This window comes from Jiella sp. M17.18 (assembly GCF_041027365.1).
Taxonomy (GTDB): Bacteria; Pseudomonadota; Alphaproteobacteria; order Rhizobiales; family Rhizobiaceae; genus VKMB-3413.
Genome location: NZ_JBFTEH010000003.1, coordinates 462,565 through 483,720, shown reverse-complemented (window position 1 = coordinate 483,720; position 21,156 = coordinate 462,565). Strand labels below are relative to the sequence as shown.

Here is a 21,156-nt window from a genome sequence, read left to right as displayed (position 1 = left end):
CCTGCCGGACGGCTTTCGGCCCAAACTCCCGGAAGATCCTGATAGCCTGCAGGCGCTCATCCTAGCTTTGCGGCTTAATCTCCAGCCTCGCGATCACCGTTACACTGCGACCGACTGCGTCACGCGGCGGTCACGCGCCAGATGACGTCTCCCACGTCATCGGCCATCAGCAGCGATCTGCCGTCCGGGCCTATCGCCACGCCGACGGGCCGCCCATAGGCAAGTTTCTCGTCCTTTGACAGGAATCCGGAGAGGATGTCGCGAGGAGGTCCGTTCGGCGCGCCATTCTCGAAGGGGACGAAGATCAGCTTGTAGCCGCTGAGCGTCGCGCGGTTCCATGATCCGTGCTGGCCGATCAACATCCCTTCGCCGAACCCCGGCAAGGTGCCGGCCGGCATCCAGCACAGGCCAAGCGATGCGGTGTGGCCGCCGAGAGCATAATCCGGCTGGATGGCACGGGCGACGAGGTCCGGCGCCTGCGGGACACGATCGTCCACGGTCATGCCCCAGTAGCAGTAGGGCCAGCCGTAGAACCCACCCTCTTCAACGGAGGTCAGGTAGTCAGGCGGCGTTTCGTCGCCGAGCCCATGCTGCGAAGAGGTGCTGGCCTACATGGCTTTCCCGCGCGGGCACTGGTCTCAGATCGCGTCCACGAACCCGATCGAGCGCCTCAACCGGGAGATCAAGCGCCGCGCCGACGTCGTCGGCATCTTTCCGAACGACGCGGCCGTCGTGCGCCTCGTCGGTGCCATCATGCTCGAGACCAACGACGAGTGGGCCGTCTCGCGCCGCTACATGACGCTAGAGACTCTCGGCGTCGTCAGCGATAATCCTCTCGTCAGACTGCCCGTTCTGGCAGCCTGACTGAACTCGGCCCTGCCGAGATCGGTGTCTTACACCACCTCGCGGGACACGACCAAGCTGGTCTTCCAAAAGCCCGATCAGACACACTCTTCAAGGGCTTCAAGATTCTTCACGGGAGACCATATACGACTTCACGTGTCGTCAGAACACCAATGGAAGTGCGAGCGGATTACGACGCGGCTGGCCGCCTTCCTCGCGACCGCTTCCGCTTGGCCATGACGCCGAAATTCAAGCCCCGGAACACTGAGAAATCGATTTCCGGATTGAGCGGCAGGTTCGCAAGAAGGATCGCCGACTTTTCAGACAGGGTCCGCCGCCCATAACCCTCGTGCTCGTCGGAACCAACTGCATGGCCGACCTGAAGCCGACGGATACGCCCGTCGACCTTCTCTTCGCGCATTTCGTCGATGTTGCCGCCACGCAACGAGTGGAACACTTCGCCCTGGCCCTTCTCGATCCCAGCTTTCTCAAACAGCCGCTGCATGTAGGAGGATGCGCTCTTCGAGGGATCGACAAGGCGCATGATCTCCGGGAAGAGGAAGTTTTCCCCCTGATCCATGGCCCAATCGATGAAGCCGATCTCCTTCAGGAAGGGGTGCAGGACAAAGAAGTTGGTGCTTGCGTCGGTCTTGAAGGGCACGCGCTTCCACACCCCGCCGATCCTCGTAACGCCAGGCGATTCCGCCACGAACACGCCGCGGTACTTTTCGCGGATGTCCTGACCCTGGAGGTGGATCAGGAGGCCGAGACGCCGTCCCGTGAGATGGCCGAGAAGCGGCAACATTGCCTCGTCCAGGATCCCGCCTTCGACGCCAACGCGGAAAAGCCGAGAAATCTTTTCCGCGGACAGCGGCTCGGCCGAACGTGGCGGCGCCGCGGTGTCGGGATAACGAAGCACCGCGCGGTGGAAAGGATCAGCATAGCCGAAGCTGGCCGCCTTGTAGTTGATGGCTGAACGAACGATGCCGACATAGCCGTCCTTCATCGTTTTCAGCTTCATTGGCTTAAGGTGCCGATCCCGATTGGCGTCGATGATTTGACGAGCGGTCCACCCCGGCGTTCGGTCCTTCTCCTCCGCAGGCCAGAACGACAGGAGATGGATATAAGCTTGGAGGTCGGACGCGTCGTAGGTGTCGACCCGATGGTCCCCAATCAGCTCGATGAACAGGTCACGGCGGAAGCGAGCCGTGCCGATGTCCTTGTTCTTCCCCGACTTGGCACTCTCCCGTGCCGCCAGATACTCCTCGGATACCTCGCTGAAGTGGGGCATCGTCGAGGGACGGCGCGGCACAAAGCGGCGGTCGAGTTTGAATGCCGGAATAGGTTTGCCGTTCTCGTCCCGTTGCACGGGTGCGCGATCGGCTGGAATCGCAACTGGGACAGACGCAGATTCTCCCGGAGCATAAAGGGTCGTCGCGGATCCAGGAGCCGTAACGGGAGCAGCAGATCGGGCGGCGGCGGGGGTCAGCGCCGTTCCCGCGAACATGTCGACGTATTTGCCCTTGAGGAGGTCGGCATTGTCGACGACGAGCGGGTTGCCGGCCGCGCCCCTCTCCACCTCTCGCGCGATCCCGACGAGGCCGCGCATTCCTTCGAAGGCACTGAGCTGGTCCGCAGAGGGAGCGGCAGACTCCTTGTCGATCAGCCCGCGCATGGCCTTGAGATAGCCGCGCATCTCGATCGCGACCTCCTTGGGATCGTCGCCGGAGAACATCGGCTCGACCTCGGCCCCGTTCCGCTCGTCGTCCTCCTGCTTCATGCGCTGCGCCTTGATGCGGTGAAACTCGCTGCGCGCGGCAGCGGCGAGGAGGTCGGCGACGCGACGTGCGTCGCTGGCCGGACGCGCTCCGATCCCGACGCGGATCGGCGGCACGCCTCTCCCGCCGCCGAGTTCGCGGGGCAATCTGATCTGGAAGACGTAGCTCGTTCCCGAGCGCACGAGATGCGGGCCCGGACTTCGCGCCGCGGCTCGCCTGGGCCCGTCCCTCGGAGCCGCCTTTGACGATACACCGCACGATACACCACGCTGTACACCATCCGATACACGCATCCATTCTCGACCCTTGCCGGGGCGAGCTGGCGGGCATGATGCCGGAAATGCAAGGGTTTTGGAATTGGCGGAGAGTAGAATCTAATTGGCGGAGAGGGGGGGATTCGAACCCCCGATACGGTTGCCCGTATGCCGCATTTCGAGTGCGGTGCATTCGACCACTCTGCCACCTCTCCGGAGGGCCCGCCGGAGGCGGACGGGTCGTCGGCCGGGGCATGCCCGCTGCGGGCACTCCCTCGTCTCGACGCAGCGGCCACCGCAAAGCGGCGAGCCGCCGACTGGGTCGGCGCCCTTCGGCGCGCCGGTCTCTTAGCAAGAGATGGCGCGGATGCACAAGCGAAATGATCGCGCTCGCCGGCGGCACGGCTGCATGCGCCGGTCCGGCTCGGTCCCGTCGCGACCGGAACAGGCTGTCCGTCGTCCTACCCCAGTGCGCGCACCGTCCCCGCAGGTCATACAGCGCCTGAACCCGGTGCGACGGGGCATCTCACGCCAGACTGGGGCCGCAGACGACTGCGCATCGAGCTGGCGCGGCAAACGGTTCCGCATCGGCTTCCCGCGGCAGGCGACCGCGCATCGAGCTGGCGCGGCAGACGATTCCGCATCGGGCTCGCGCGGCAGGCGATCGCGCATCGGACTGGCGCGGCGAACGATCTCGCGGCGGGCCGGCGCGGCGGCAGTCGCCGGCGGACGCCCGGTCCCGCAGATCCGCGGCTCACGGCGACAACCATCTCCGGCCGGCAAGCCCGCAGGCGGATGTGAGACGAAGGCCTCATGCGGCGCGGCCGCCTCGCGCTGCGAAGCCGGCTGCCACGGCCGTTGTCGCGAGAATGAGCGCGCTAAATCTTTCCGCATTGAGATTGCCACGCGACAATGGGATGCTGCCGCCAGCCCCGGTGCGCAGGACCGGGCCCGTTCCCGCCGCCCCGCAACGAGAGCCGCCATGACCGTCCACGATCCCGCCCTCTCCCGCTCCCCCGCCGACGAGCTCGCCGAGAATGTCGCCATGCCCTTCGAGGCGGCGCGGGCGATGCCGAAGTCGGTCTACACCTCGCCGCAGTTCCTCGCCGAGGAGCTCGAGCACGTCTTCGCCAAGGAGTGGCTCTGCGCCGGCCGGGCAGACGCGCTGAAGGAGCCCGGCGACTATCTCACGATGGAGATCGCCGGCGAGCCGGTGATCGTGCTGCGCGACAAGGACGGGCGGCTCAGGGCGATGTCGAACGTCTGCCGGCACCGCATGTCGACGATGCTCGAGGGGCGCGGACAGGTGCGGGCGATCGTCTGCCCCTATCACGCCTGGACCTACAATCTCGACGGATCCTTGCGCGGCGCGCCAGCGATGGCCGCCAACGAGAGCTTCTGCAAAGGCGACATCGCGCTGCCGCAGATCCGCTGCGAGGAGTGGCTCGGCTGGATCATGGTGTCGCTGAACCCGGATGCGCCGAGCCCGGCCGAGCGGCTGAAGGACGTCGAGGCGCTGGTCGGCTATCTCGACATGGGCAGCTACACCGAGACCTTCCGCGAGGAGCATCGCTGGAACACCAACTGGAAGGTCCTCGCCGAGAACTTCATGGAGAGCTACCACCTGCCGGTCTGCCATGCCGGCACGATCGGCGGCTCGGTCGACCTGATGAAGATGACCTGCCCGGAAGGCACCGACGCCTTCAACTATCACTTCATCCTGCGCAACGACGCCGTGCCGCTCGCCCTCGCCCATCCGTCGAATACGGCGCTCGTCGGCGACGAGCGCCGCACGACCTGGCTCCTGTCGATCTATCCCGCCCTCTTCGTCACCCTGACGCCCGGCTATTTCTGGTATCTGAGCCTGCATCCGGACGGGCCGGACCACGTCAGGATCCTCTATGGCGGCGGCATGTCGCCCGACTTCGTCGGCGATGCCGAGGCTCGCCGGCATTTCGCCGCCTTCAAGGCGCTGCTCGACGACGTCAACGACGAGGATCGCGGCTGTACCGAGAAGGTCTACAAGGGCCTTTGCGGCCGGCTCAGCGAGCCGGGCCCGCTGTCGCATCTGGAGCGGCCGAACTTCGAGTTCGCGCAGTACATCTCGCGGCGGGTGAACGCCGGCCGGTCCGGATCGGCATGACCCGCCGGCGGGCCGGCGTGCGCGGCTAGGGCCGGCCGAACATTCGCGCCGCGAGCGCGATCAGCGACCGGTCGGAGCCGCGCGGGCCGATCAGCGACAGGCCGAAGGGCGCGCCATCGACGTCGCCCGCGGGAAAGACGACCTGCGGCAGCTTCGCCATGCCGGCGACGCAGAGGAGCTGCATCGCCGCGTGGCGGAAGCCGTCGAAGACGGCGCGGCCGGCGTCCAGCCGGAAGGGCGCGTCGTGCACCACCGGGGCGAGCAGAACGCCATCCGTGCCGAGCAGCCGGTCCATCGCCGCGGCGAAGGGCGCGCGCACGGCGTTCGCCGCCGCCTCGTCCGCTTCGGTCATGCGCCTGGCGAAGGCGACGCGCTCGTCGAGGCCGGCGGCGAGCGGCATGTTCGTCGCGTCGATGAAAGGCAGGACGGCGCGCTTGGCGTCGCAGCTCTGGACGATGCGGAAGGCGTCGTAGAGCGCCTCGACGCCCTCCCCGGGATAGACCGCGACCGGCCGGGGCCCGAGATCGGAGAAGTGCGCCTCGTAGACGGCACGCTGCTCGGCTGCGAGCCGCTCGACCATGTCCGCCGGCATCAGCCAGCGCGGGCTCTCCGGCAGCGGCGCGGAGTCCTCGCCGAGAAGGACGTCGCCGGCCGCGGCAAGGACTGAAGCGTCCCTGGCGAAGAAGCCGCAGGTGTCGAGGCTGGAGGCGAGTTCCATGCAGCCGTCGAGCGGGATGCGGCCATGCGTCGGGCGAAGGCCCCAGAGTCCGCAGAAGCTCGCGGGTGCGCGCACCGAGCCGCCGGTGTCGGTGCCGACGCCGATGTCCGCCAGCCCCGCCGCGACGGCCGCGGCCGAGCCGGAGGAGGAGCCGCCGGGGATGCGGTCCGGCGCTTTCGAGTTGACCGGCGTGCCGAAATGGACGTTCATGCCGTAGAGCGACCAGGCGAGTTCGTCGGTCTGCGTCTTGCCGACGAAGCGCGCGCCCGCGTCGAGCAGCGCCTGGATCGCCGGCGCCGTCCGCTCTTCGACATCGGCCATGGCGAGCTTTGTCGGGCAGCCGCAGCCGGTCCGGTAGCCCTTGACGGCGAAGAGGTCCTTCACCGCCAGCCGAAGCCCCGAGAGCGGGCCGTCCGCGGCGCTGTCCACCGGCACCGGAGGATAGGGCATGAAGGCGTGGACCGGATCGTCGGGCAGCAGCATGGGCAGGATCCTCTTCGGCAGACGAGTTCGGCGCCGGCGCATCGCGCGGCGGACGCGCGAGCTTAGCCGAATTGGTGCGCTGCGGTAGAGGCCACTCTCTTCATGCCCATCGCCAGCGGTGACAGTTCCGCTGAGCGCGGTGGAACGGCGACGGCCCCGGCGCCCGCGATCGCCCGGCGGGTCGCGTCACGCGGCCCGGCTATTCCGGCACGACCTGCAGCGCCGGACGCAGCTTCGGCTCCAGCGTGTCGTAGATCGCCGCCCAAGGAAGTCGGGCGCCGATCTCCGGCAGATCGGTGGTTTCCTCGAGGCGGCCGTATTTCTCGATCGTCCACTCGCCGAACTCCGCGCGTCGATAGAGCTTGATCGAGACGACGTCGGGCTCGACGAACATGATGACGCGGATATCCGGATGCTGGCGGTACTCGTCGAGCTTGTCGGTCACGTCGGTCGACAGCCCGCTCGGCGACGAGACTTCGACGACCAGCGTGGGCCGGCTCGCCTCCTTCGCCGAAGGATTGGGCGGCCCGCAGTCCACCGCCAGGTCCGGGAAGCGGACGCCTCGATCACCAGTGCGAACGGCCGTACGCTTGATCGTTGCGCGCCATCCGCGCGCCTTTGCCGGCGGCACCAGAGCGAGGAGGATATTGCTGGCTGCGACGTTGTGGCTCTGCGTCCGCCCCGCCACCATCTCGATCGGGTAACCATCGACCAGCTCGTAGCGCCCGCTCTCCGTCTCGATCCAGTCAAGAAAGGAGTCGGCGGTCATCGGGCCGAGCTTGGGGGTCCCCATGGCGTAGGTCCTCCGGGCGTGGCGGCGGCCGGAACGACCGGCCGCACCGACTATAGCGCGCGTCGGTCGTGCCTGCGAAGGCTGCGCCGTGCCGGCAGCCGAGAGCCTCGGAGCGGGCTTTCGTCAGATCGTCCTGACGCCGTTCACCGGCAGCCGGATCGCATACAGGCTGGTCGTGCCGCAGATGTAGAGGACGTTCCGCTTCGGGCCTCCGAAGCAGACGTTCGCGACGACCTCCGGCACCAGGATCTTGCCGATCAGCGTGCCGTCCGGGTCGTAGCAGTGGACGCCGTCGGCGGCGCTGGTCCAGATCCGGCCCTCGGTGTCGAGCCGGAAACCGTCGAAGAGGCCGGCCGTGCAGTCGGCGAAGACCTCGCCGCCGGAAAGCCTGCCGTCGTCCGCGACGGCGAAGCGGCGGATATGCGCCGGCCCGTCCTCGGGCCGGTGCGTGCGGCCGGTGTCGACGATGTAGAGCAGGCGCTCGTCCGGCGAGAAGGCGAGGCCGTTCGGCTGGACGAAGTCGTCGGCGACGACCGTGATCGCGCCCGTCCGCGGATCGACGCGGTAGACGCGGTTGGCACCCTGCTCGCTCGTCGCCCTGTTGCCCTCGTAGTCGCTGTCGATGCCGTAGGTCGGGTCGGTGAACCAGATCGAACCGTCGGACTTTACGACCACGTCGTTCGGCGAATTCAGCCGCTTGCCGTCATAGGCGTCTGCGATGGTGGTCACGGTGCCGTCGAACTCGGTGCGCGAGACGCGCCGACCGCCGTGCTCGCAGGAGACGAGGCGGCCCTGCCGGTCGACGGTGTTGCCGTTGGAATTGCCGGAGGACTGGCGGAAGACCGAGACGGCGCCGCTGCACTCGTCGAAGCGCAGCATGCGGTCGTTCGGAATGTCCGACCAGACGAGATAGCGGCCGGCGGGAAACCAGGCCGGCCCCTCGGCCCAGCGGCAGCCCGTGTAGAGCCGGTCGAGCCGCGCGGTCGGGATGTGCAGACGGCGAAAGCGCGGATCGAGCACTTCGAAGATCGTGTCCGGCATGGCGGTTTCCCCTCCCAAGGAAGCGTTGATCGGCCGGGCTGCGGGCGGTCGCCACGCCGAGCGGCCGAACGGTCGGCTCAGTCCGTCGGCCGGGCCTGGCGGGCGTAGAGCAGGACGAGGCCGATGATGATCAGGCCGAAGACGATGTTCTTGCCGGCCGGTCCGATCTGCGCGACCGACAGGATCGACTGCAAGAGGACGACGATCAGCACGCCGGCGATCGTCCCGACATAGCCCCCCGACCCGCCCATGATGTTGGTGCCGCCGATGATCACCGCGGCGATCGGCACCAGGAGGTAATCGTTGCCCATGCCGAGATAGGTCTGGGAGGAATAGCCGGTCAGAAGGATGCCGCCGATCACAGCGCACAGCCCGGAGACGACGAAGGCGCCGACATGGACGAGGCGCGTGTCCACCCCGGAGAGGAACAGCGCCGGCTCGTTGTTGCCGGTGGCATAGAGGAAGCGGCCGAAGCGCGAGCGGGCGAGCACGAGGACGGTCAGTGCCGCCAGCACCGCCCAGACGATCGGTGCGACCGGAACCGAGCCGACATAGCCGACGGCGAGGAAGCGGATGAAGCCGGGAATGGTCGAGTCCGGCGGCTGGCCGTTGGTGTAGACCATGGTCGCGCCTTCGAGCAGCGCGTTCATGCCGAGCGTCCAGACCAGCGAATGCAGCCGGAAGACCGCGACGCCGATCGCATTGACGAGGCCGACCGCCGCGCCGACAAGCAGCGCTGCCCCCACCGCGACGACGACGCCGTAGCCCTCGCCGTAGAGCGTCGCCATCAGGATCGAGGAGAAGGTCAGGTTCCACGGCACCGACAGGTCGATCTGGCCGGTGAGGATCACGAGCGTCTGGCCGATCGCGATGATGCCGATGAAGGTCGCGATCTGCAGCTGCGCGCGGACGTTCCCCCAGGAGGCGAAGTGCGGATTGTAGGCGATCGCCGCAAGGATCAGGACGACGAGCAGCACGTAGGAGACGATGACGCCGTGCCTCGTCCAGCCGGTCAGCCGCGTCGCGAGAGAAGAAGTCGCCATGGGTCAGGCCCTCAGGATCGCAAGCCAGCTGCGCGCGCGCTGCGTCCAGGCGTTGCCGAACATCAGGACGAGGATCAGGATCCCGCCCTGGAAGACGCTCTGGTAGAAGGGCGAGACGCCGGCGGCGAACAGCACGGAAATGATGATCGAGATGAAGAAGGCGGCGACGATCGGCCCCAGCGCCACGCCGCGCCCGCCGCTGAGGACGGCGCCGCCGAAGACCACGGCCGCGACCGAGTTCAGCGTGTAGGTCGTGCCGACGGAGGCGTCGCCCGACGTCGTCTGCGCGGTGAGGAACAGCCCGGCGCAGGCGGCGAAGAAGCCGCCGAGGACATAGGCTGCGACCAGCGTTCTCGGCACGTTGATCCCCGACATGTGCGCGCCGCCCGGATTGTCGCCGACGGCGTAGATCGCCGTGCCGAGCCGCGAGCGCATGATTGGGGTGCGGATGAGGCAGGCGACGACGAGGAGCGCCACCAGCGAATAGGGCAGATAGCCCCAGGATCCCGTCAGCGTCGTTGCGTAATAGGACGGCACCGAGCCGCCGGGCTGCGGGCGCACGAGCAGGGCGAAGCCGGAATAGATGTAGAGGGTCGCCAGCGTGACGATGATCGGCTGGATGCGGCCATAGGCGACGAGGAGGCCGTTGACGAGGCCGGCTCCGGCGCCGACGCCGAGCGTCAGGAGGACGACCGCGATCACACTCCAGGGACTGTCGCCCATATAGGTGGCGGCGATCGTGTTGGAGAGGCTGACGATCGCGCCCACCGACAGGTCGACGCCTCCGGTGAGGACGACGGTGAGCTGGGCGAGCGCCGCGAGCGCCAGGGTCGTCCCCTGGTTGGCGAGGAGCTTGACGCCGAAGGGCGACAGGATCAGCGGCTGCTTCAGCCAGTAGTAGACGAGCAGGACGATGAGCGCGCCGATGGCGACGAGCGAGCCCTTGTAGCGGCGGAGCGTCATGCGGCGGCTCCTGCGGTCCGGGCCGCCTCGGCGGAATTGCGTTCGCGGCCGAGCCCGAGCGATGCGGAGAGGATGTTCGCCTCGGTGATATCGGCGCCTTCGAGTTCCTCGGCGATGCGGCCGTCGTCCATGATCAGGACGCGGTGGCAGAGCCCGATCAGCTCGCTGGTCTCGGTGGTGTAGAGGATCACGCCCTTGCCCTCGCGGGTGAGCCCGGCGATCAGCTCGTAGAAGGCATGCTTGGTGCCGACATCGATGCCGCGCGTCGGATCGTAGAACAGGAAGATGTCGGCGCCGGTCTCCAGCCATTTCGCGAGCACCAGCTTCTGCTGGTTGCCGCCGGAGAGCGAGCGCGCCGGCAGATCCATGGAGGCGGCCTTCACCTCGAGCCGCTTCATCATGCCTTCGACGAAGCGGCGCTCCTGCGCCTTGCTGACGAAGCCGAACCGGCCGAGCCGGTCGAGCAGCGCGAAGGTGATGTTCTCGCGCACGCTCATCGGCAGCACCAGGCCTTCGGTCTTCCGGTCCTCGGGAATCAGCGCGACGCCGGCGCTCTTCGCCTTCCAGGGGGCGCCGAGCCGGGTCGCGCGCCCGCCGAACCGAATGTCGCCCTTCAGCCGGCGATAGACGCCGAACAGCGCCAGGAGAAGGTCGCCCTGCCCCTGCCCTTCCAGACCGGCGACGCCGAGGACTTCCCCGCGGCTGAGCGACAGCGAGACGTCCTTGAGGCCGGCGCCGGCCGACAGCCCGGCCACCTCCAGCAGCCCGTCCGGCGCCTCCGGAATCTCCGTCCTGTCGGGGAACGACCGTTCGACGCGCTGGCCGAGCATCATCTCGACGATTTCCTCGTCGCCCGCCTCGGCCGCCGCGACCGTGCCGACATGGCAGCCGTTGCGGAACACCGTCATGCGGTCGACGAACTCGCGGATCTCGCTCATCCGGTGGGAGATGAAGATCACCGAGGTGCCGCCGCTCTTCAGCTTGCGCAACAGGTCGAACAGGCGCTCGACCTCCTTGCGGCCGAGCGCCGACGTGCCCTCGTCGAGGATCAGCAGCTTCGGCTCCTTCGACAGCGCCTTGAAGATCTCGACCAGCTGCCGGTCGGCGAGCGAGAGGTCGGCGACCATGGCGCCCGGCGGGATGTGGTCGACGCCGAGGCCGGCGAAGAGCTCGCGCACCTGCGTCCGCAGGCTGCGGCGGTCGATCTGGCCGAGGAAACCGGTCGGCTCGTGGCCGATCATGATGTTCTCGGCGACGGTGAGGTGCGGGAACAGCGACAGCTCCTGGAACACCGTCGCGACGCCGTGCTCGGCGGCTTCGGCCGGTCCTGCGAAGCTCACCCGCTCGCCGGCGAGCGTCATCGTCCCCGAATCCGGCTGCAGGACCCCGCTGAGGATCTTCACCATCGTCGACTTGCCGGCGCCGTTGGCGCCGAGCAGGGCATGGATTTCGCCGATCCGGCAGGAGAAATCGGCGTCCTTCAGGGCGTGCACGCCGCCGAAGCTCTTCGAGATGCCGTGCGCCTCCAGAAGATTGCCTTCGCCGCCTGCCGGCGACCGATCGGAAGGAGAACTCAAACCTGGCTCCAGGACTGCGATCGCGCCGGCACTGGCCGCCGGCGCGATCGGTCAACGACGGAAGGGGGTCAGACCTTCTGCTTCAGGATGTTGTGGACGTCGAAGTTGAGGTCGCAGACCGGGATGGAGATCGGCGTGAAGAAGCTGTCCGGCAGGTCCGGGAAGAAGTTCTCGCCGGCCTTCAACGTATCCGTTGTCGCCGTCGGCAGCGGCGCACTGACCGAGCGCGGCACCTCGTTGCCCTTCAGGATGTCGATCGCGACCTTGATGGACAGCGCAGAGAGCGCCGGCGACTGGCCGATCGACAGCATCGGGAACTTCAGCTCGGAGGCCAGCTTGCGGAAGCCGTTTTCGGCCTCGCCGGCGATCGGCGGGATCTTCTGGCCGGCCTGCTGGAACGCCCTGACCACGCCGGTGTCGCCGCCCTGGCTCCAGACGCCGTCGAACTTCGGGCTGGAGGCGAGCGCGTTGGCGACGACCTTCTGCGCCGTGCCGTCGTCCCAGTTGCCGTAGACCTCGGTGGTCTTGATGTCCTTGTGCTTGCCGAAGACGTCGTTGGCCGCGCGCGTGCGCTCCTGGTCGACGAAGGTGCCGGCGACGCCGCGCACCATCAGGATGTTGCCCTTGCCGCCGGTCTTGTCGACGATGAAGTCGGCCCACTTCTTGCCCATCTCGTACTGGTCCTGGTTGACCAGCACGGCCTTCTCCGTCGTCACCACGTTGTCGAAGGACACGACGAGGATGCCGGAGGACACGGCCTGGTCGATGACCGAGTTGAGGCCGGTCGGCGAGGCCGCGTTGAGGATGATCGCGTCGACGCCGGACAGGATCATCTGGTTGATCTGGGCGATCTGCGCGCTGACCTCGTTGCCCGAACTCGACGCCTGGAACGACGCGATGTCGCCCTTCACCTCGGGCCGCTCGGTATAGGCCTTGGCGATCTGTACCATCTCGGTGCGCCAGGTGTTGCCGATGTAGGAGTTCGACAGCGCGATCTTGTAGGGGCCGGGCTTGGCGGCCTGCTTGATCATCTTGGTGTCGGACGACCACGGCACGATGCACTTGTCGGCGCCGGCCGCGAAGGCCGAGCGCGAGACGAGGCCGGACAGGGCCGTCACCCCGACGCCGCCGGCCATCACCTTGATGAAATCTCTGCGCTGCATGGATCGTCTCCTCCCGAGGACCGGCCGAACGATGCGACCCCTCCCGGGCACGATCGATCGCCACCAAACAATGCATACATTATGCACCATCGCGCTGCTTCTGGAAGAGGCTTTCCGGGTGCCGCCGGGCGAGGCGGCGAATTTCACCCGCTGGTAATCATTGGCCCGCCGCGCGCCCGTGAGGCGAAGCGGCGGCTTCGGGAAGACCGCCGTCGATCACGCCGGCACCGCTTGTCCGGGCGAAAGTCGGCGCTCGGGAGACGAAGCCGCTGGACAAATCCGCGCACCGTCGCAAGTCGCTTCGAGGAGATCCCGCCGGAGCCGCGCCATGCCCAAGGAACCCGCCTTCCTCTTCGATCTCGACGGCACGCTGGTCGACAGCGTCTACCAGCACGTCCTCTCCTGGAAGGACGCGCTGGACGCGGAGGGAATCCCGCTCTCGGTCTGGCGCATCCACCGCAAGATCGGCATGAGCGGCGGCCTGTTCACCAACCAGCTCTTACGCGAGATCGGCGAGGAAATCACCGAGGAGCGGCGCGAGCGGCTGCGGCGCCTGCATGCCGAGGCCTATGCCCATCATTCCGAGAAGGTCCGACCGCTGCCGGGCGCGATCGACCTCCTGAAGACGCTGACCCGCGTCGGCACGCCTTGGGCGATCGCCACCAGCGGCCGGATGGAGACGGCGAAGCACAATCTCGACCGGCTGGAGATCGACGTCGAGAACACCCCGATCGTGACCCGCGACGACGTCGAGCACGCCAAGCCCGATCCGGACCTCTTCATCGCCGCGGCGAAGCTGCTCTCCGTTCCGACCAGCGTCGCCATCGTCGTCGGCGACTCGATCTGGGACATGCTGGCGGCGCAGCGCTGCCGGGCGCTCGGGGTCGGGCTCCTGTCGGGCGGCTACGGCCAGGACGAGCTGGAGCGCGCCGGCGCCTTCCGCGTCTACGAGGATCCTGCCGACATGCTGTTCCATCTCGACGAGGTCGGGGGCGGACGGTGACCCGGGCGACGGGCATCCGCCGAGGACGGGACGGCATGCTGACCAGCAAGCTGAATGCTGGACTGACGACGATCCCCGCCGAGGTTCTCGAGCATCTCGGTCTGCGGGAAGGCGACGAGATCGTTTACGTCATCACCGGCGATGAGGTGCGCATGGCACGACGGCAGCCGGAGACGCGCGACGATCCCTTCGCCATCTTCTACGAATGGAACAGCGAAGAAGACGAGAAAGGATACGAGCGACTGTAGGGCCAGACGCCATACCGAGAATTCGTCCGGCGCCGCTCTTCCTGGCGATTGATCGCCGGCGCGCCGACAGCTACGCCTTCATCCTGACCGCCAATCGCGAAGACCGCTGCCGATGACCTCTTCCCGCTATCCCCGCGACCTCAACGGCTACGGCCGCAACCCGCCGGATCCGCAATGGCCGAACCCCGGCGGCGACGGGCCGGCGAAGATCTGCGTGCAGTTCGTCGTCAACTACGAGGAGGGCGGCGAGAGCTCGATCCTCGACGGCGACCCCGCGTCCGAATCGCTGCTGTCCGAAATCGTCGGGGCGCAGCCCTGGCCGGGGCAGCGCAACCGCAACATGGAGTCGCTCTACGAATACGGCGCCCGGGCGGGCTTCTGGCGGCTGTGGCGCATGTTCACCGAGCGCAACATGCCGGTCACCGTCTACGGCGTCGCGCTGGCACTGCAGCGCAATCCCGAGGCGGTCGAGGCGATGCTGGAGGCCGACTGGGAGATCGCCAGCCACGGCTTGAGATGGCTGGAATACAAGGACTTTTCCGAGGAGGAGGAGCGCCGGCACATCGCCGAGGCCGTGCGCATCCACACCGCCGTCACCGGCTCGCGCCCGCTCGGCATCTACCAGGGCAAGCCGTCGGAGAACACGCTGCGGCTCGTCATGGAGGAAGGCGGCTTCGCCTATTCCTCCGACAGCTATGCCGACGATCTGCCCTACTGGGTGGAGGGCCCGAACGGGCCGCATCTCATCATTCCCTACACGCTCGATACCAACGACATGCGGTTCGCGACGCCGCAGGGCTTCAACTCCGGCGACCAGTTCTTCGCCTATCTCACCGACGCCTTCGAGACGCTCTATGCCGAGGGCGCGGCGGGCAGCCCGAAACTGCTGAACATCGGCCTGCACTGCCGCCTCGTCGGCCGTCCGGGCCGCGCCGCGGCGCTCGCCCGTTTCCTCGACTACGTCCAGGCGAAGCCCGACGTCTGGGTGGCGCGCCGCATCGACATCGCCAGGCACTGGCGCGAGCGCTTCCCCTACCGTCCGGGCCTGAGGCCCAGCCGGATGACGCAGACCGCCTTCGTCGAGACCTTCGGCGGCGTCTTCGAGCATTCGCCCTTCATCGCCGAGCGGGCCGTCGCAGGCGGGCTGCAAGCCGCGCACGACCGACCGGCGGGCCTTGCCGGGCTCCTCGCCCAGAGCTTCCGCGAAGCCAGCGAGGCGGAGCGGCTGCAGGTCCTGAAGGCGCATCCCGATCTTGCCGGCCGCCTGGCGCTCGCCGGCGAACTGACCGAGCGCTCCAAGGCCGAGCAGGCGGGCGCCGGGCTCGACGCCCTTAGCGAAGACGAGCTCGCCCGCTTCACCGACCTCAACACCCGCTATGTCGAGCGCTTCGGCTTTCCGTTCATCGTCGCGGTGAAGGGCCTGACCAAGGACGACATCCTCCGCGCCTTCGAGACGCGGATCGAGAACGACCGCGACACCGAGTTTCAGACCGCCTGCCGCGAGGTGGAAAAGATCGCGCGCATCCGCATCGACCAGATCTTCAAGGACGCCGCATGAGTTCCGAGCGCTTCGTCACTGCCGCCCCGCTGCCCCAGGAGACCGACCTCCTGAAGCGCTTCGTCGACCTCGCCCATCCCAGGCTCGGCACCGAAGTCACCTACGCCACCGACGACTTCTTCGCCGACAAGAGCCGGATGATCGCGCCCGAGGCGCCGGTCTTCTATCCCGACCGCTTCGACGACCACGGCAAGTGGATGGACGGCTGGGAGTCGCGCCGCAAGCGCACGGCCGGGCACGACCACGCGGTGGTCCGGCTCGGCCAGCGCGGCACGATCGCCGCGATCGACATCGACACCGCCTTCTTCACCGGCAATTTCCCGCCCGAGGCCTCGGTCGAGGCGGCGGACACGGTGGACGAACCCGGCGCGGCGGACTGGCGGGAGATCGTTCCGCGCTGGGCGCTGAAGGGCAACAGCCACAACCTGTTCAACCTCGAAGCCGGCCCGCCGGTCCGCTGGTTGCGGCTGAACATCTATCCCGACGGCGGCGTCGCGCGCCTCAGGGTCTACGGCACCATCGCCAAGGACTGGACGACGGTCGGCGCGGGCGAGGTGGTCGATCTCGCCGCGATCGAGAACGGCGGCACGGCGGTCGCCTGGAACGACGCCCATTACGGCCATCCCGCCAACATGCTGGCGCCCGGCCGGGCCCCGGTCATGTCCGACGGCTGGGAGACGGCGCGCCGCCGCAAGCCCGGCAACGACTGGTGTGTCCTGAAGCTCGGAACGGCCGGGACCATCTCCAAGGTCCTGATCGACACGCATCACTTCAAGGGCAACTACCCCGACCGCTTCACGCTGCGCGCCGCGCAGGTCGAGGGCGAGGTTTCGTCCGAGGCGATCGGGGCCGGCAGCGCCGACTGGCCGCTGCTGGTGCCGGAGACCAAGCTCGAGGCCGACGCGGTGAAGGAGATCGGGAGCGTGGAGGCGCTCGGGCCGGTCACGCATGTCCGGCTCGACATCTTCCCCGACGGCGGCGTCTCGCGCCTCAGGCTCTACGGGACCAAGGCGTAAGGCCGTCCGGCGACGGCCCGGGCGCGCCGAGCGCGCGGGCTCTGCCAGATCCTTCCGTCGGCCGGTTGAAGAGCGGCTGCCCTCGCCCCGGCCGCGCCCGTCAAAACAGGCTGATGCCGAGAGCGATCAGAATGATGAACAGGACGATCAGCCCGAGCAGGATGAAGAACAGGATCTTCGCGATTGCTGCCGCGCCGGCGGCAATGCCGGTGAAGCCGAACAGGCCCGCGATGATCGCGACGATGACGAAGAAGATGATGAGCTTGATCATGACGGAAGTCTCGGATGACGGCAGGGGTCGGAGGAAATCGGAAGGCAGCGGAGCCAGGGGCTCCTACCGTTCCACGAAGTCCGTTTGCCGGCAACCGGTTCCCGTGAACAGTGCTGTTTGCGCTGCGGTCGGACCATGAGGACCAGCGCGTCGATGACCGAAATCGTTCCGCAACCATTGACGGCGGCCGCTTTCGCGCCCTTCGGCGAGGTCATCGAGACGGCCGGTGCCGAGGAGCGGCTGATCAACAACGGCTCGACGATCCGGTACCATGGTTTGGCCGGGGTCGACGTCGCGGCCGGCGGCGGCCGGCCGCTGATCTCGATCTTTCGCGGCCAGCCCTTCGCGCTGCCGATCGAGATCGCGATGATGGAGCGCCATCCCCTCGGCAGCCAGGCCTTCTATCCCCTGTCGGGCCGGCCCTGGCTGGTCGTGGTGGCGAAGGACGCGGCCGGGCGCCCGGGAGATCCCCTCGCCTTTCTGGCGCAGGGCGACCAGGGGGTGAACTACGCGCCCGGCGTCTGGCACCATCCGCTCCTGTCGCTGGACGGGACCAGCGACTTCCTGATCGTCGATCGCGAGGGCCCCGGCAGCAATCTCGAGGAGGTGCCCTATCGTCAGTCGTTCAGGATTTCACGCCTCGAAGGCCGGGACTGACGCTTCGTCCGCCGCCGGGCGGCCGCGCCTCCATCGGCGATCGAGGCCGGTGAAGGCCGCTCCCAAGTACCGTGCGCGTTGGCCCTCCGGAAGGCCCGAAGAACATTACGCCTTGGCAAGATTCCCTTTCCGCCACAATTAGCGCAGATTGATGCCGCGAAAGAGGCCGCAGCCGGGCTGTTCGATCGCCGAGTCCCCGATCCCGGATGCGGCGCTTTCTCGACCGCCTGCCCTCTTCGCGCCTCTGCGGCTCCGACGACAGCGTCGGCCCCTCGCCCGGCGGACGCCGCATCGGGAGGGTGAAAACTGGAGACGACCGCAATGCCGACAATCGCCCTTGTCGACGACGACAGGAACATTCTCACATCCGTGTCCATCGCGCTGGAGAATGAGGGCTACCGGGTCGAGACCTACACCGACGGCGCCTCGGCGCTGGAGGGCCTGCAGTCCAGCCCGCCGCATCTGGCGATCTTCGATATCAAGATGCCGCGCATGGACGGCATGGAGCTGCTGCGCCGCCTGCGCCAGAAGTCCGACCTGCCGGTGATCTTCCTGACCTCCAAGGACGAGGAGATCGACGAGCTCTTCGGCCTGAAGATGGGCGCGGACGACTACATCAAGAAGCCGTTCTCGCAGCGCCTGCTGGTCGAGCGGGTCCGCGCGATCCTGCGCCGCGGCGCCCCGCGCGAGGCCGCCGGCAAGCCCGGCGCCGCGCCCTCGCCGGAATCCTCGCTGGAGCGCGGGCAGCTGGTCATGGACCAGGAGCGCCATACCTGCACCTGGAAGGGCAAGCCGGTGACGCTGACCGTCACCGAGTTCCTGATCCTGCACGCCTTGGCGCTGCGGCCGGGCGTGGTGAAGAGCCGCGACGCGCTGATGGACGCCGCCTATGACGAGCAGGTCTATGTCGACGACCGCACCATCGACAGCCACATCAAGCGGCTGCGCAAGAAGTTCAAGGCGATCGACGACGAGTTCGACATGATCGAGACGCTCTACGGCGTCGGCTACCGCTTCCGCGAGATGTAGGGCCGAAGCGTTCGATCCAGCGCTGAAGGGGCGAGCCCTCCCCGCCGTCGCGGATCGCGCGATTGCGCCGCAGCGTGCTATATCCCGGCTTTCGAGCCCGCGCCGCAGGCGCGCGTCGCCAGCATACCGATCCTTGAAGTTTCCATGGTCTCCGTCGCGGAAGAGAACGAACAGGGCGAACAGGCCGGCGCCAGGAGCCGGCAGCGCGAGGCGTTCCTGCGCAAGCGGCTGCGGCGGCTGCCCTTCATCCGGCGCACGCTCTACCGCATCCGCTGGCTGCTCGGGCACTCGATCTTCTCCTCGCTGACGCGGCGGATCGTCTTCCTCAACCTCGTCGCGCTGATCGTCCTCGTCTCGGGCATCCTCTATCTCAACCAGTTCCGGGCCGGCCTGATCGACGCGCGCGTCGAAAGCCTCCTGACGCAGGGCGAGATCATCGCCGCCGCGATCGCCTCCTCGGCCACCGTCGAGACCAATTCGATCACCCTCGACCCGGAGCGGCTGCTGGAGCTGCAGGCCGGCGACACGCTGGCGCCGAGCGCCGAATCGACCGACAGCCTGGACTTCCCGATCAATCCCGAGCGCGTCGCGCCGCTGCTGCGCCGGCTGATCTCGCCGACGCGCACGCGGGCCCGGCTCTACGACCGCGACGCCAACCTGATCCTCGACACCCGGCACCTCTACTCGCGCGGCCAGATCCTGCGCTACGACCTGCCGCCGGTGGAGGACCAGCACCCCGGGCTGTGGCAGCGCGTGAAGGAGTGGTTCCAGCGGCTGTTTCGCAGTGACAACCTGCCGATCTACCGCGAGACCCCCGGCGGTTCGGGAACGAGCTATCCCGAAGTGATGAGCGCTCTCACCGGCGGGCCGGCGACCGTCGTGCGGGCGACCGAGAACGGCGAGCTGATCGTCTCGGTGGCCGTGCCGATCCAGCGCTTCCGCGCCGTGCTCGGCGTGCTCCTCCTGTCGACGCAGGGCGGCGACATCGACAAGATCGTCCAGGCCGAGCGCACCGCCATCGTGCGGGTCTTCGGGGTCGCGGCGCTGGTCGTCATCGTCCTGTCGACCCTGCTCGCCTCGACCATCGCGACGCCGCTGCGGCGGCTTTCGGCCGCGGCGATCCGGGTGCGGCGGAGCGTCAACGACCGCGCGGCGATCCCCGACTTCGGCGGGCGCACCGACGAGATCGGCAATCTGGCGACGGCGCTGCGCGACATGACCAATTCCCTCTATGCCCGCATGGACGCGATCGAATCCTTCGCCGCCGATGTCAGCCACGAGCTGAAGAACCCGCTGACTTCGCTGAGGAGCGCGGTCGAGACGCTGCCGCTGGCGCGCAACGAGACCTCGAAGAACCGGCTGCTGGAGATCATCCAGCACGATGTCCGGCGGCTCGACCGGCTGATCACCGACATCTCCGACGCTTCCCGACTCGACGCCGAGCTCGCACGGCAGGTCGCGGCGAAGGTCGATCTGGCGGCGCTGCTCCAGTCGGTGGTGGACGGCGCGCGCGGCCATACGCGCGAGGGCCGCTCGCTGACGATCAAGTTCGAGAAGCAGGCCCTGCCGGCCGCGCAGAAGGCCGGCTACCAGATCTCGGGCCACGACCTGCGGCTCAGCCAGGTCTTCACCAACCTGATCGAGAACGCCCGCTCCTTCGTGCCGGCCGAGAACGGCCGGATCGACGTCGCCCTGCGCCGGCGCGGCCAGCGCGTCGTCGTCACCATCGAGGACAACGGCCCGGGGATCCAGGCGGAGATCATCGACCGGATCTTCGAGCGCTTCTATACCGACCGTCCGGCCGGCGAAGCCTTCGGCCAGAACTCCGGGCTGGGCCTGTCGATCTCGCGCCAGATCGTCGAGGCGCATGGCGGCACGCTCAGGGCCGAGAACATCCTCGACGAGACCGCGCCGAACGGCGTCGCTGGCGCCCGCTTCATCGTCTCCCTGCCGGCGGAATGAGCGGGACGGAGAACATCCACGGCTCGGCCATCGCTCTACGGGGATCGGCCGTCCTGGTTCGTGGGCCTGCGCGCTGCGGCAAATCGGCCCTCTGCCTGTCGGCGCTTCGCCGGGGCGCGGCGCTGGGACTGGAGCCTCGTCTCGTCGCCGACGACCGCGTCCTCGTCCGGCGCGAGGGCGCGGCCGTCATTCTGTCGGCGCCGCCGCAGCTGAAGGGGCTGATCGAAATCTCCGGCGTCGGGATCCTGACCGAGCCGGCGATCGACTCGGCGCCGCTGACACTCGTCGCGGATCTCTGTCCGCCGGAGGCGATCGAGCGCTATCCGGACGAGCGGGAGGCGATTCTCGCCGGCGTGCCGATCCGGCTCGTCCGGCTGCCGATGCGCGATGCCGCCTTCGGCGCCGACGTGCTGGTATCGCTGGCGCTGGCCCTGCAGCCGCCGGGGTGACGCCGCTTTGCGGTGCGTTCAGAATGACGCAAGGCTTCCCGGCCATCATTTCACTTGCGCATCAATGCGGGGATGACAAGATGCGCGCCCGAAGGGCCGAGTGGTCCTGTCCGGCGGCCGCGGGGTTGCGGACCCCAGAAATTCGGCAGTGAGCCGGGGAGAAG

18 protein-coding genes, 1 tRNA gene and 2 pseudogenes are annotated in these 21,156 nt (G+C 68.0%); 10 read left to right on the top strand and 11 right to left on the bottom strand.

Annotated features, from left to right (window positions below):
• Nucleotides 1-119: 119 nt before the first annotated feature.
• Nucleotides 120-599, bottom strand: a pseudogene (locus AB5S17_RS08720) (sorbosone dehydrogenase family protein); the annotation flags it as partial.
• Between AB5S17_RS08720 and AB5S17_RS08715 the strand changes: the two are divergent.
• Nucleotides 595-864: pseudogene (locus AB5S17_RS08715) on the top strand (transposase); the annotation flags it as partial. The pseudogenes AB5S17_RS08720 and AB5S17_RS08715 overlap by 5 nt on opposite strands.
• 169 nt (nt 865-1,033) lie before the next feature.
• On the opposite strand, the gene AB5S17_RS08710 reads toward AB5S17_RS08715, so the two are convergent.
• Both AB5S17_RS08710 and AB5S17_RS08705 read right to left on the bottom strand, forming a co-directional pair.
• On the bottom strand, nt 1,034-2,737 hold the full coding sequence (locus AB5S17_RS08710) for a hypothetical protein (protein ID WP_369238250.1): 1,704 nt from the start codon (nt 2,735-2,737) through the stop codon (nt 1,034-1,036).
• A 263-nt stretch (nt 2,738-3,000) separates the two neighbouring features.
• Nucleotides 3,001-3,090, bottom strand: a tRNA-Ser gene (locus AB5S17_RS08705).
• A gap of 767 nt (nt 3,091-3,857) precedes the next feature.
• On the opposite strand from AB5S17_RS08705, the gene AB5S17_RS08700 reads away from it, so the two are divergent.
• The gene (locus tag AB5S17_RS08700) at nt 3,858-5,018 is read left to right on the top strand and encodes an aromatic ring-hydroxylating dioxygenase subunit alpha (protein WP_369238248.1); all 1,161 of its coding nucleotides are present in this window, start codon (nt 3,858-3,860) and stop codon (nt 5,016-5,018) included.
• A 25-nt stretch (nt 5,019-5,043) separates the two neighbouring features.
• Here the strand turns inward: AB5S17_RS08700 and AB5S17_RS08695 are convergent, their stop codons facing one another.
• From AB5S17_RS08695 to AB5S17_RS08665, 7 genes are all read right to left on the bottom strand, one after another.
• Nucleotides 5,044-6,219, bottom strand: coding sequence for an amidase (locus AB5S17_RS08695; protein ID WP_369238246.1), 1,176 nt, complete (start codon nt 6,217-6,219; stop codon nt 5,044-5,046).
• A gap of 199 nt (nt 6,220-6,418) precedes the next feature.
• On the bottom strand, nt 6,419-7,012 hold the full coding sequence (locus tag AB5S17_RS08690; RefSeq protein WP_369238244.1) for a Uma2 family endonuclease: 594 nt from the start codon (nt 7,010-7,012) through the stop codon (nt 6,419-6,421).
• A gap of 123 nt (nt 7,013-7,135) precedes the next feature.
• On the bottom strand, nt 7,136-8,053 hold the full coding sequence (locus tag AB5S17_RS08685) for an SMP-30/gluconolactonase/LRE family protein (protein ID WP_369238242.1): 918 nt from the start codon (nt 8,051-8,053) through the stop codon (nt 7,136-7,138).
• Between the two features lie 77 nt (nt 8,054-8,130).
• The gene (locus tag AB5S17_RS08680) at nt 8,131-9,096 is read right to left on the bottom strand and encodes an ABC transporter permease (protein WP_369238240.1); all 966 of its coding nucleotides are present in this window, start codon (nt 9,094-9,096) and stop codon (nt 8,131-8,133) included.
• 3 nt (nt 9,097-9,099) lie between these two features.
• Nucleotides 9,100-10,059, bottom strand: coding sequence for an ABC transporter permease (locus AB5S17_RS08675; RefSeq protein WP_369238238.1), 960 nt, complete (start codon nt 10,057-10,059; stop codon nt 9,100-9,102).
• Nucleotides 10,056-11,636 carry a sugar ABC transporter ATP-binding protein gene (locus tag AB5S17_RS08670; protein WP_369238236.1) on the bottom strand — a complete coding sequence of 527 codons (1,581 nt, stop codon included), beginning with the start codon at nt 11,634-11,636 and terminating at the stop codon, nt 10,056-10,058. Before AB5S17_RS08670 ends, AB5S17_RS08675 begins: the two co-directional genes overlap by 4 nt.
• A gap of 68 nt (nt 11,637-11,704) precedes the next feature.
• Nucleotides 11,705-12,799 carry a sugar ABC transporter substrate-binding protein gene (locus AB5S17_RS08665; protein WP_369238234.1) on the bottom strand — a complete coding sequence of 365 codons (1,095 nt, stop codon included), beginning with the start codon at nt 12,797-12,799 and terminating at the stop codon, nt 11,705-11,707.
• 328 nt (nt 12,800-13,127) lie between these two features.
• Here AB5S17_RS08665 and AB5S17_RS08660 point away from each other — a divergent pair, with 328 nt between their 5' ends.
• The 4 genes from AB5S17_RS08660 (at nt 13,128) to alc (ending at nt 16,624) form a co-directional block, all read left to right on the top strand.
• Nucleotides 13,128-13,802 carry an HAD family hydrolase gene (locus AB5S17_RS08660; protein ID WP_369238232.1) on the top strand — a complete coding sequence of 225 codons (675 nt, stop codon included), beginning with the start codon at nt 13,128-13,130 and terminating at the stop codon, nt 13,800-13,802.
• 35 nt (nt 13,803-13,837) lie between these two features.
• Nucleotides 13,838-14,050, top strand: a complete 213-nt coding sequence (locus tag AB5S17_RS08655) for an AbrB/MazE/SpoVT family DNA-binding domain-containing protein (RefSeq protein WP_369238230.1) — start codon at nt 13,838-13,840, stop codon at nt 14,048-14,050.
• Between the two features lie 112 nt (nt 14,051-14,162).
• Nucleotides 14,163-15,608, top strand: coding sequence for an allantoinase PuuE (gene puuE, locus AB5S17_RS08650; protein ID WP_369238228.1), 1,446 nt, complete (start codon nt 14,163-14,165; stop codon nt 15,606-15,608).
• Complete coding sequence (gene alc, locus AB5S17_RS08645) at nt 15,605-16,624, top strand: allantoicase (protein WP_369238226.1); 1,020 nt, start codon at nt 15,605-15,607, stop codon at nt 16,622-16,624. The genes puuE and alc overlap by 4 nt, the downstream gene beginning before the upstream one ends.
• Nucleotides 16,625-16,724: 100 nt before the next feature.
• Here the strand turns inward: alc and AB5S17_RS08640 are convergent, their stop codons facing one another.
• Nucleotides 16,725-16,895 (bottom strand): DUF1328 family protein, encoded by a 171-nt coding sequence (locus tag AB5S17_RS08640; RefSeq protein ID WP_369238224.1) that lies wholly within the window; start codon nt 16,893-16,895, stop codon nt 16,725-16,727.
• Nucleotides 16,896-17,048: 153 nt separating this feature from the next.
• On the opposite strand from AB5S17_RS08640, the gene AB5S17_RS08635 reads away from it, so the two are divergent.
• The 4 genes from AB5S17_RS08635 (at nt 17,049) to AB5S17_RS08620 (ending at nt 20,992) form a co-directional block, all read left to right on the top strand.
• Nucleotides 17,049-17,552 (top strand): ureidoglycolate lyase, encoded by a 504-nt coding sequence (locus AB5S17_RS08635; protein WP_369238222.1) that lies wholly within the window; start codon nt 17,049-17,051, stop codon nt 17,550-17,552.
• 321 nt (nt 17,553-17,873) lie between these two features.
• Nucleotides 17,874-18,581 carry a response regulator transcription factor gene (locus tag AB5S17_RS08630; protein ID WP_369238220.1) on the top strand — a complete coding sequence of 236 codons (708 nt, stop codon included), beginning with the start codon at nt 17,874-17,876 and terminating at the stop codon, nt 18,579-18,581.
• A 144-nt stretch (nt 18,582-18,725) separates the two neighbouring features.
• Entirely contained in the window at nt 18,726-20,543 is a 1,818-nt protein-coding gene (locus AB5S17_RS08625) for a stimulus-sensing domain-containing protein (protein WP_369238218.1), read from the top strand.
• Entirely contained in the window at nt 20,540-20,992 is a 453-nt protein-coding gene (locus AB5S17_RS08620; RefSeq protein WP_369238216.1) for an HPr kinase/phosphorylase, read from the top strand. The genes AB5S17_RS08625 and AB5S17_RS08620 overlap by 4 nt, the downstream gene beginning before the upstream one ends.
• Nucleotides 20,993-21,156 lie beyond the last annotated feature (164 nt).

Excerpts from the sequence above, each read along its gene's own strand:
- AB5S17_RS08625 (WP_369238218.1), top strand. The coding sequence starts at position 18,726 with ATGGTCTCCGTCGCGGAAGAGAACGAACAGGGCGAACAGGCCGGCGCC.
- AB5S17_RS08655 (WP_369238230.1), top strand. The coding sequence starts at position 13,838 with ATGCTGACCAGCAAGCTGAATGCTGGACTGACGACGATCCCCGCCGAG.
- AB5S17_RS08665 (WP_369238234.1), bottom strand. The coding sequence starts at position 12,799 with ATGCAGCGCAGAGATTTCATCAAGGTGATGGCCGGCGGCGTCGGGGTG.
- AB5S17_RS08630 (WP_369238220.1), top strand. The coding sequence starts at position 17,874 with ATGCCGACAATCGCCCTTGTCGACGACGACAGGAACATTCTCACATCC.
- alc (WP_369238226.1), top strand. The coding sequence starts at position 15,605 with ATGAGTTCCGAGCGCTTCGTCACTGCCGCCCCGCTGCCCCAGGAGACC.
- AB5S17_RS08690 (WP_369238244.1), bottom strand. The coding sequence starts at position 7,012 with ATGGGGACCCCCAAGCTCGGCCCGATGACCGCCGACTCCTTTCTTGAC.
- AB5S17_RS08675 (WP_369238238.1), bottom strand. The coding sequence starts at position 10,059 with ATGACGCTCCGCCGCTACAAGGGCTCGCTCGTCGCCATCGGCGCGCTC.
- puuE (WP_369238228.1), top strand. The coding sequence starts at position 14,163 with ATGACCTCTTCCCGCTATCCCCGCGACCTCAACGGCTACGGCCGCAAC.
- AB5S17_RS08680 (WP_369238240.1), bottom strand. The coding sequence starts at position 9,096 with ATGGCGACTTCTTCTCTCGCGACGCGGCTGACCGGCTGGACGAGGCAC.
- AB5S17_RS08635 (WP_369238222.1), top strand. The coding sequence starts at position 17,049 with ATGACCGAAATCGTTCCGCAACCATTGACGGCGGCCGCTTTCGCGCCC.
- AB5S17_RS08660 (WP_369238232.1), top strand. The coding sequence starts at position 13,128 with ATGCCCAAGGAACCCGCCTTCCTCTTCGATCTCGACGGCACGCTGGTC.
- AB5S17_RS08685 (WP_369238242.1), bottom strand. The coding sequence starts at position 8,053 with ATGCCGGACACGATCTTCGAAGTGCTCGATCCGCGCTTTCGCCGTCTG.
- AB5S17_RS08700 (WP_369238248.1), top strand. The coding sequence starts at position 3,858 with ATGACCGTCCACGATCCCGCCCTCTCCCGCTCCCCCGCCGACGAGCTC.
- AB5S17_RS08695 (WP_369238246.1), bottom strand. The coding sequence starts at position 6,219 with ATGCTGCTGCCCGACGATCCGGTCCACGCCTTCATGCCCTATCCTCCG.
- AB5S17_RS08620 (WP_369238216.1), top strand. The coding sequence starts at position 20,540 with ATGAGCGGGACGGAGAACATCCACGGCTCGGCCATCGCTCTACGGGGA.
- AB5S17_RS08640 (WP_369238224.1), bottom strand. The coding sequence starts at position 16,895 with ATGATCAAGCTCATCATCTTCTTCGTCATCGTCGCGATCATCGCGGGC.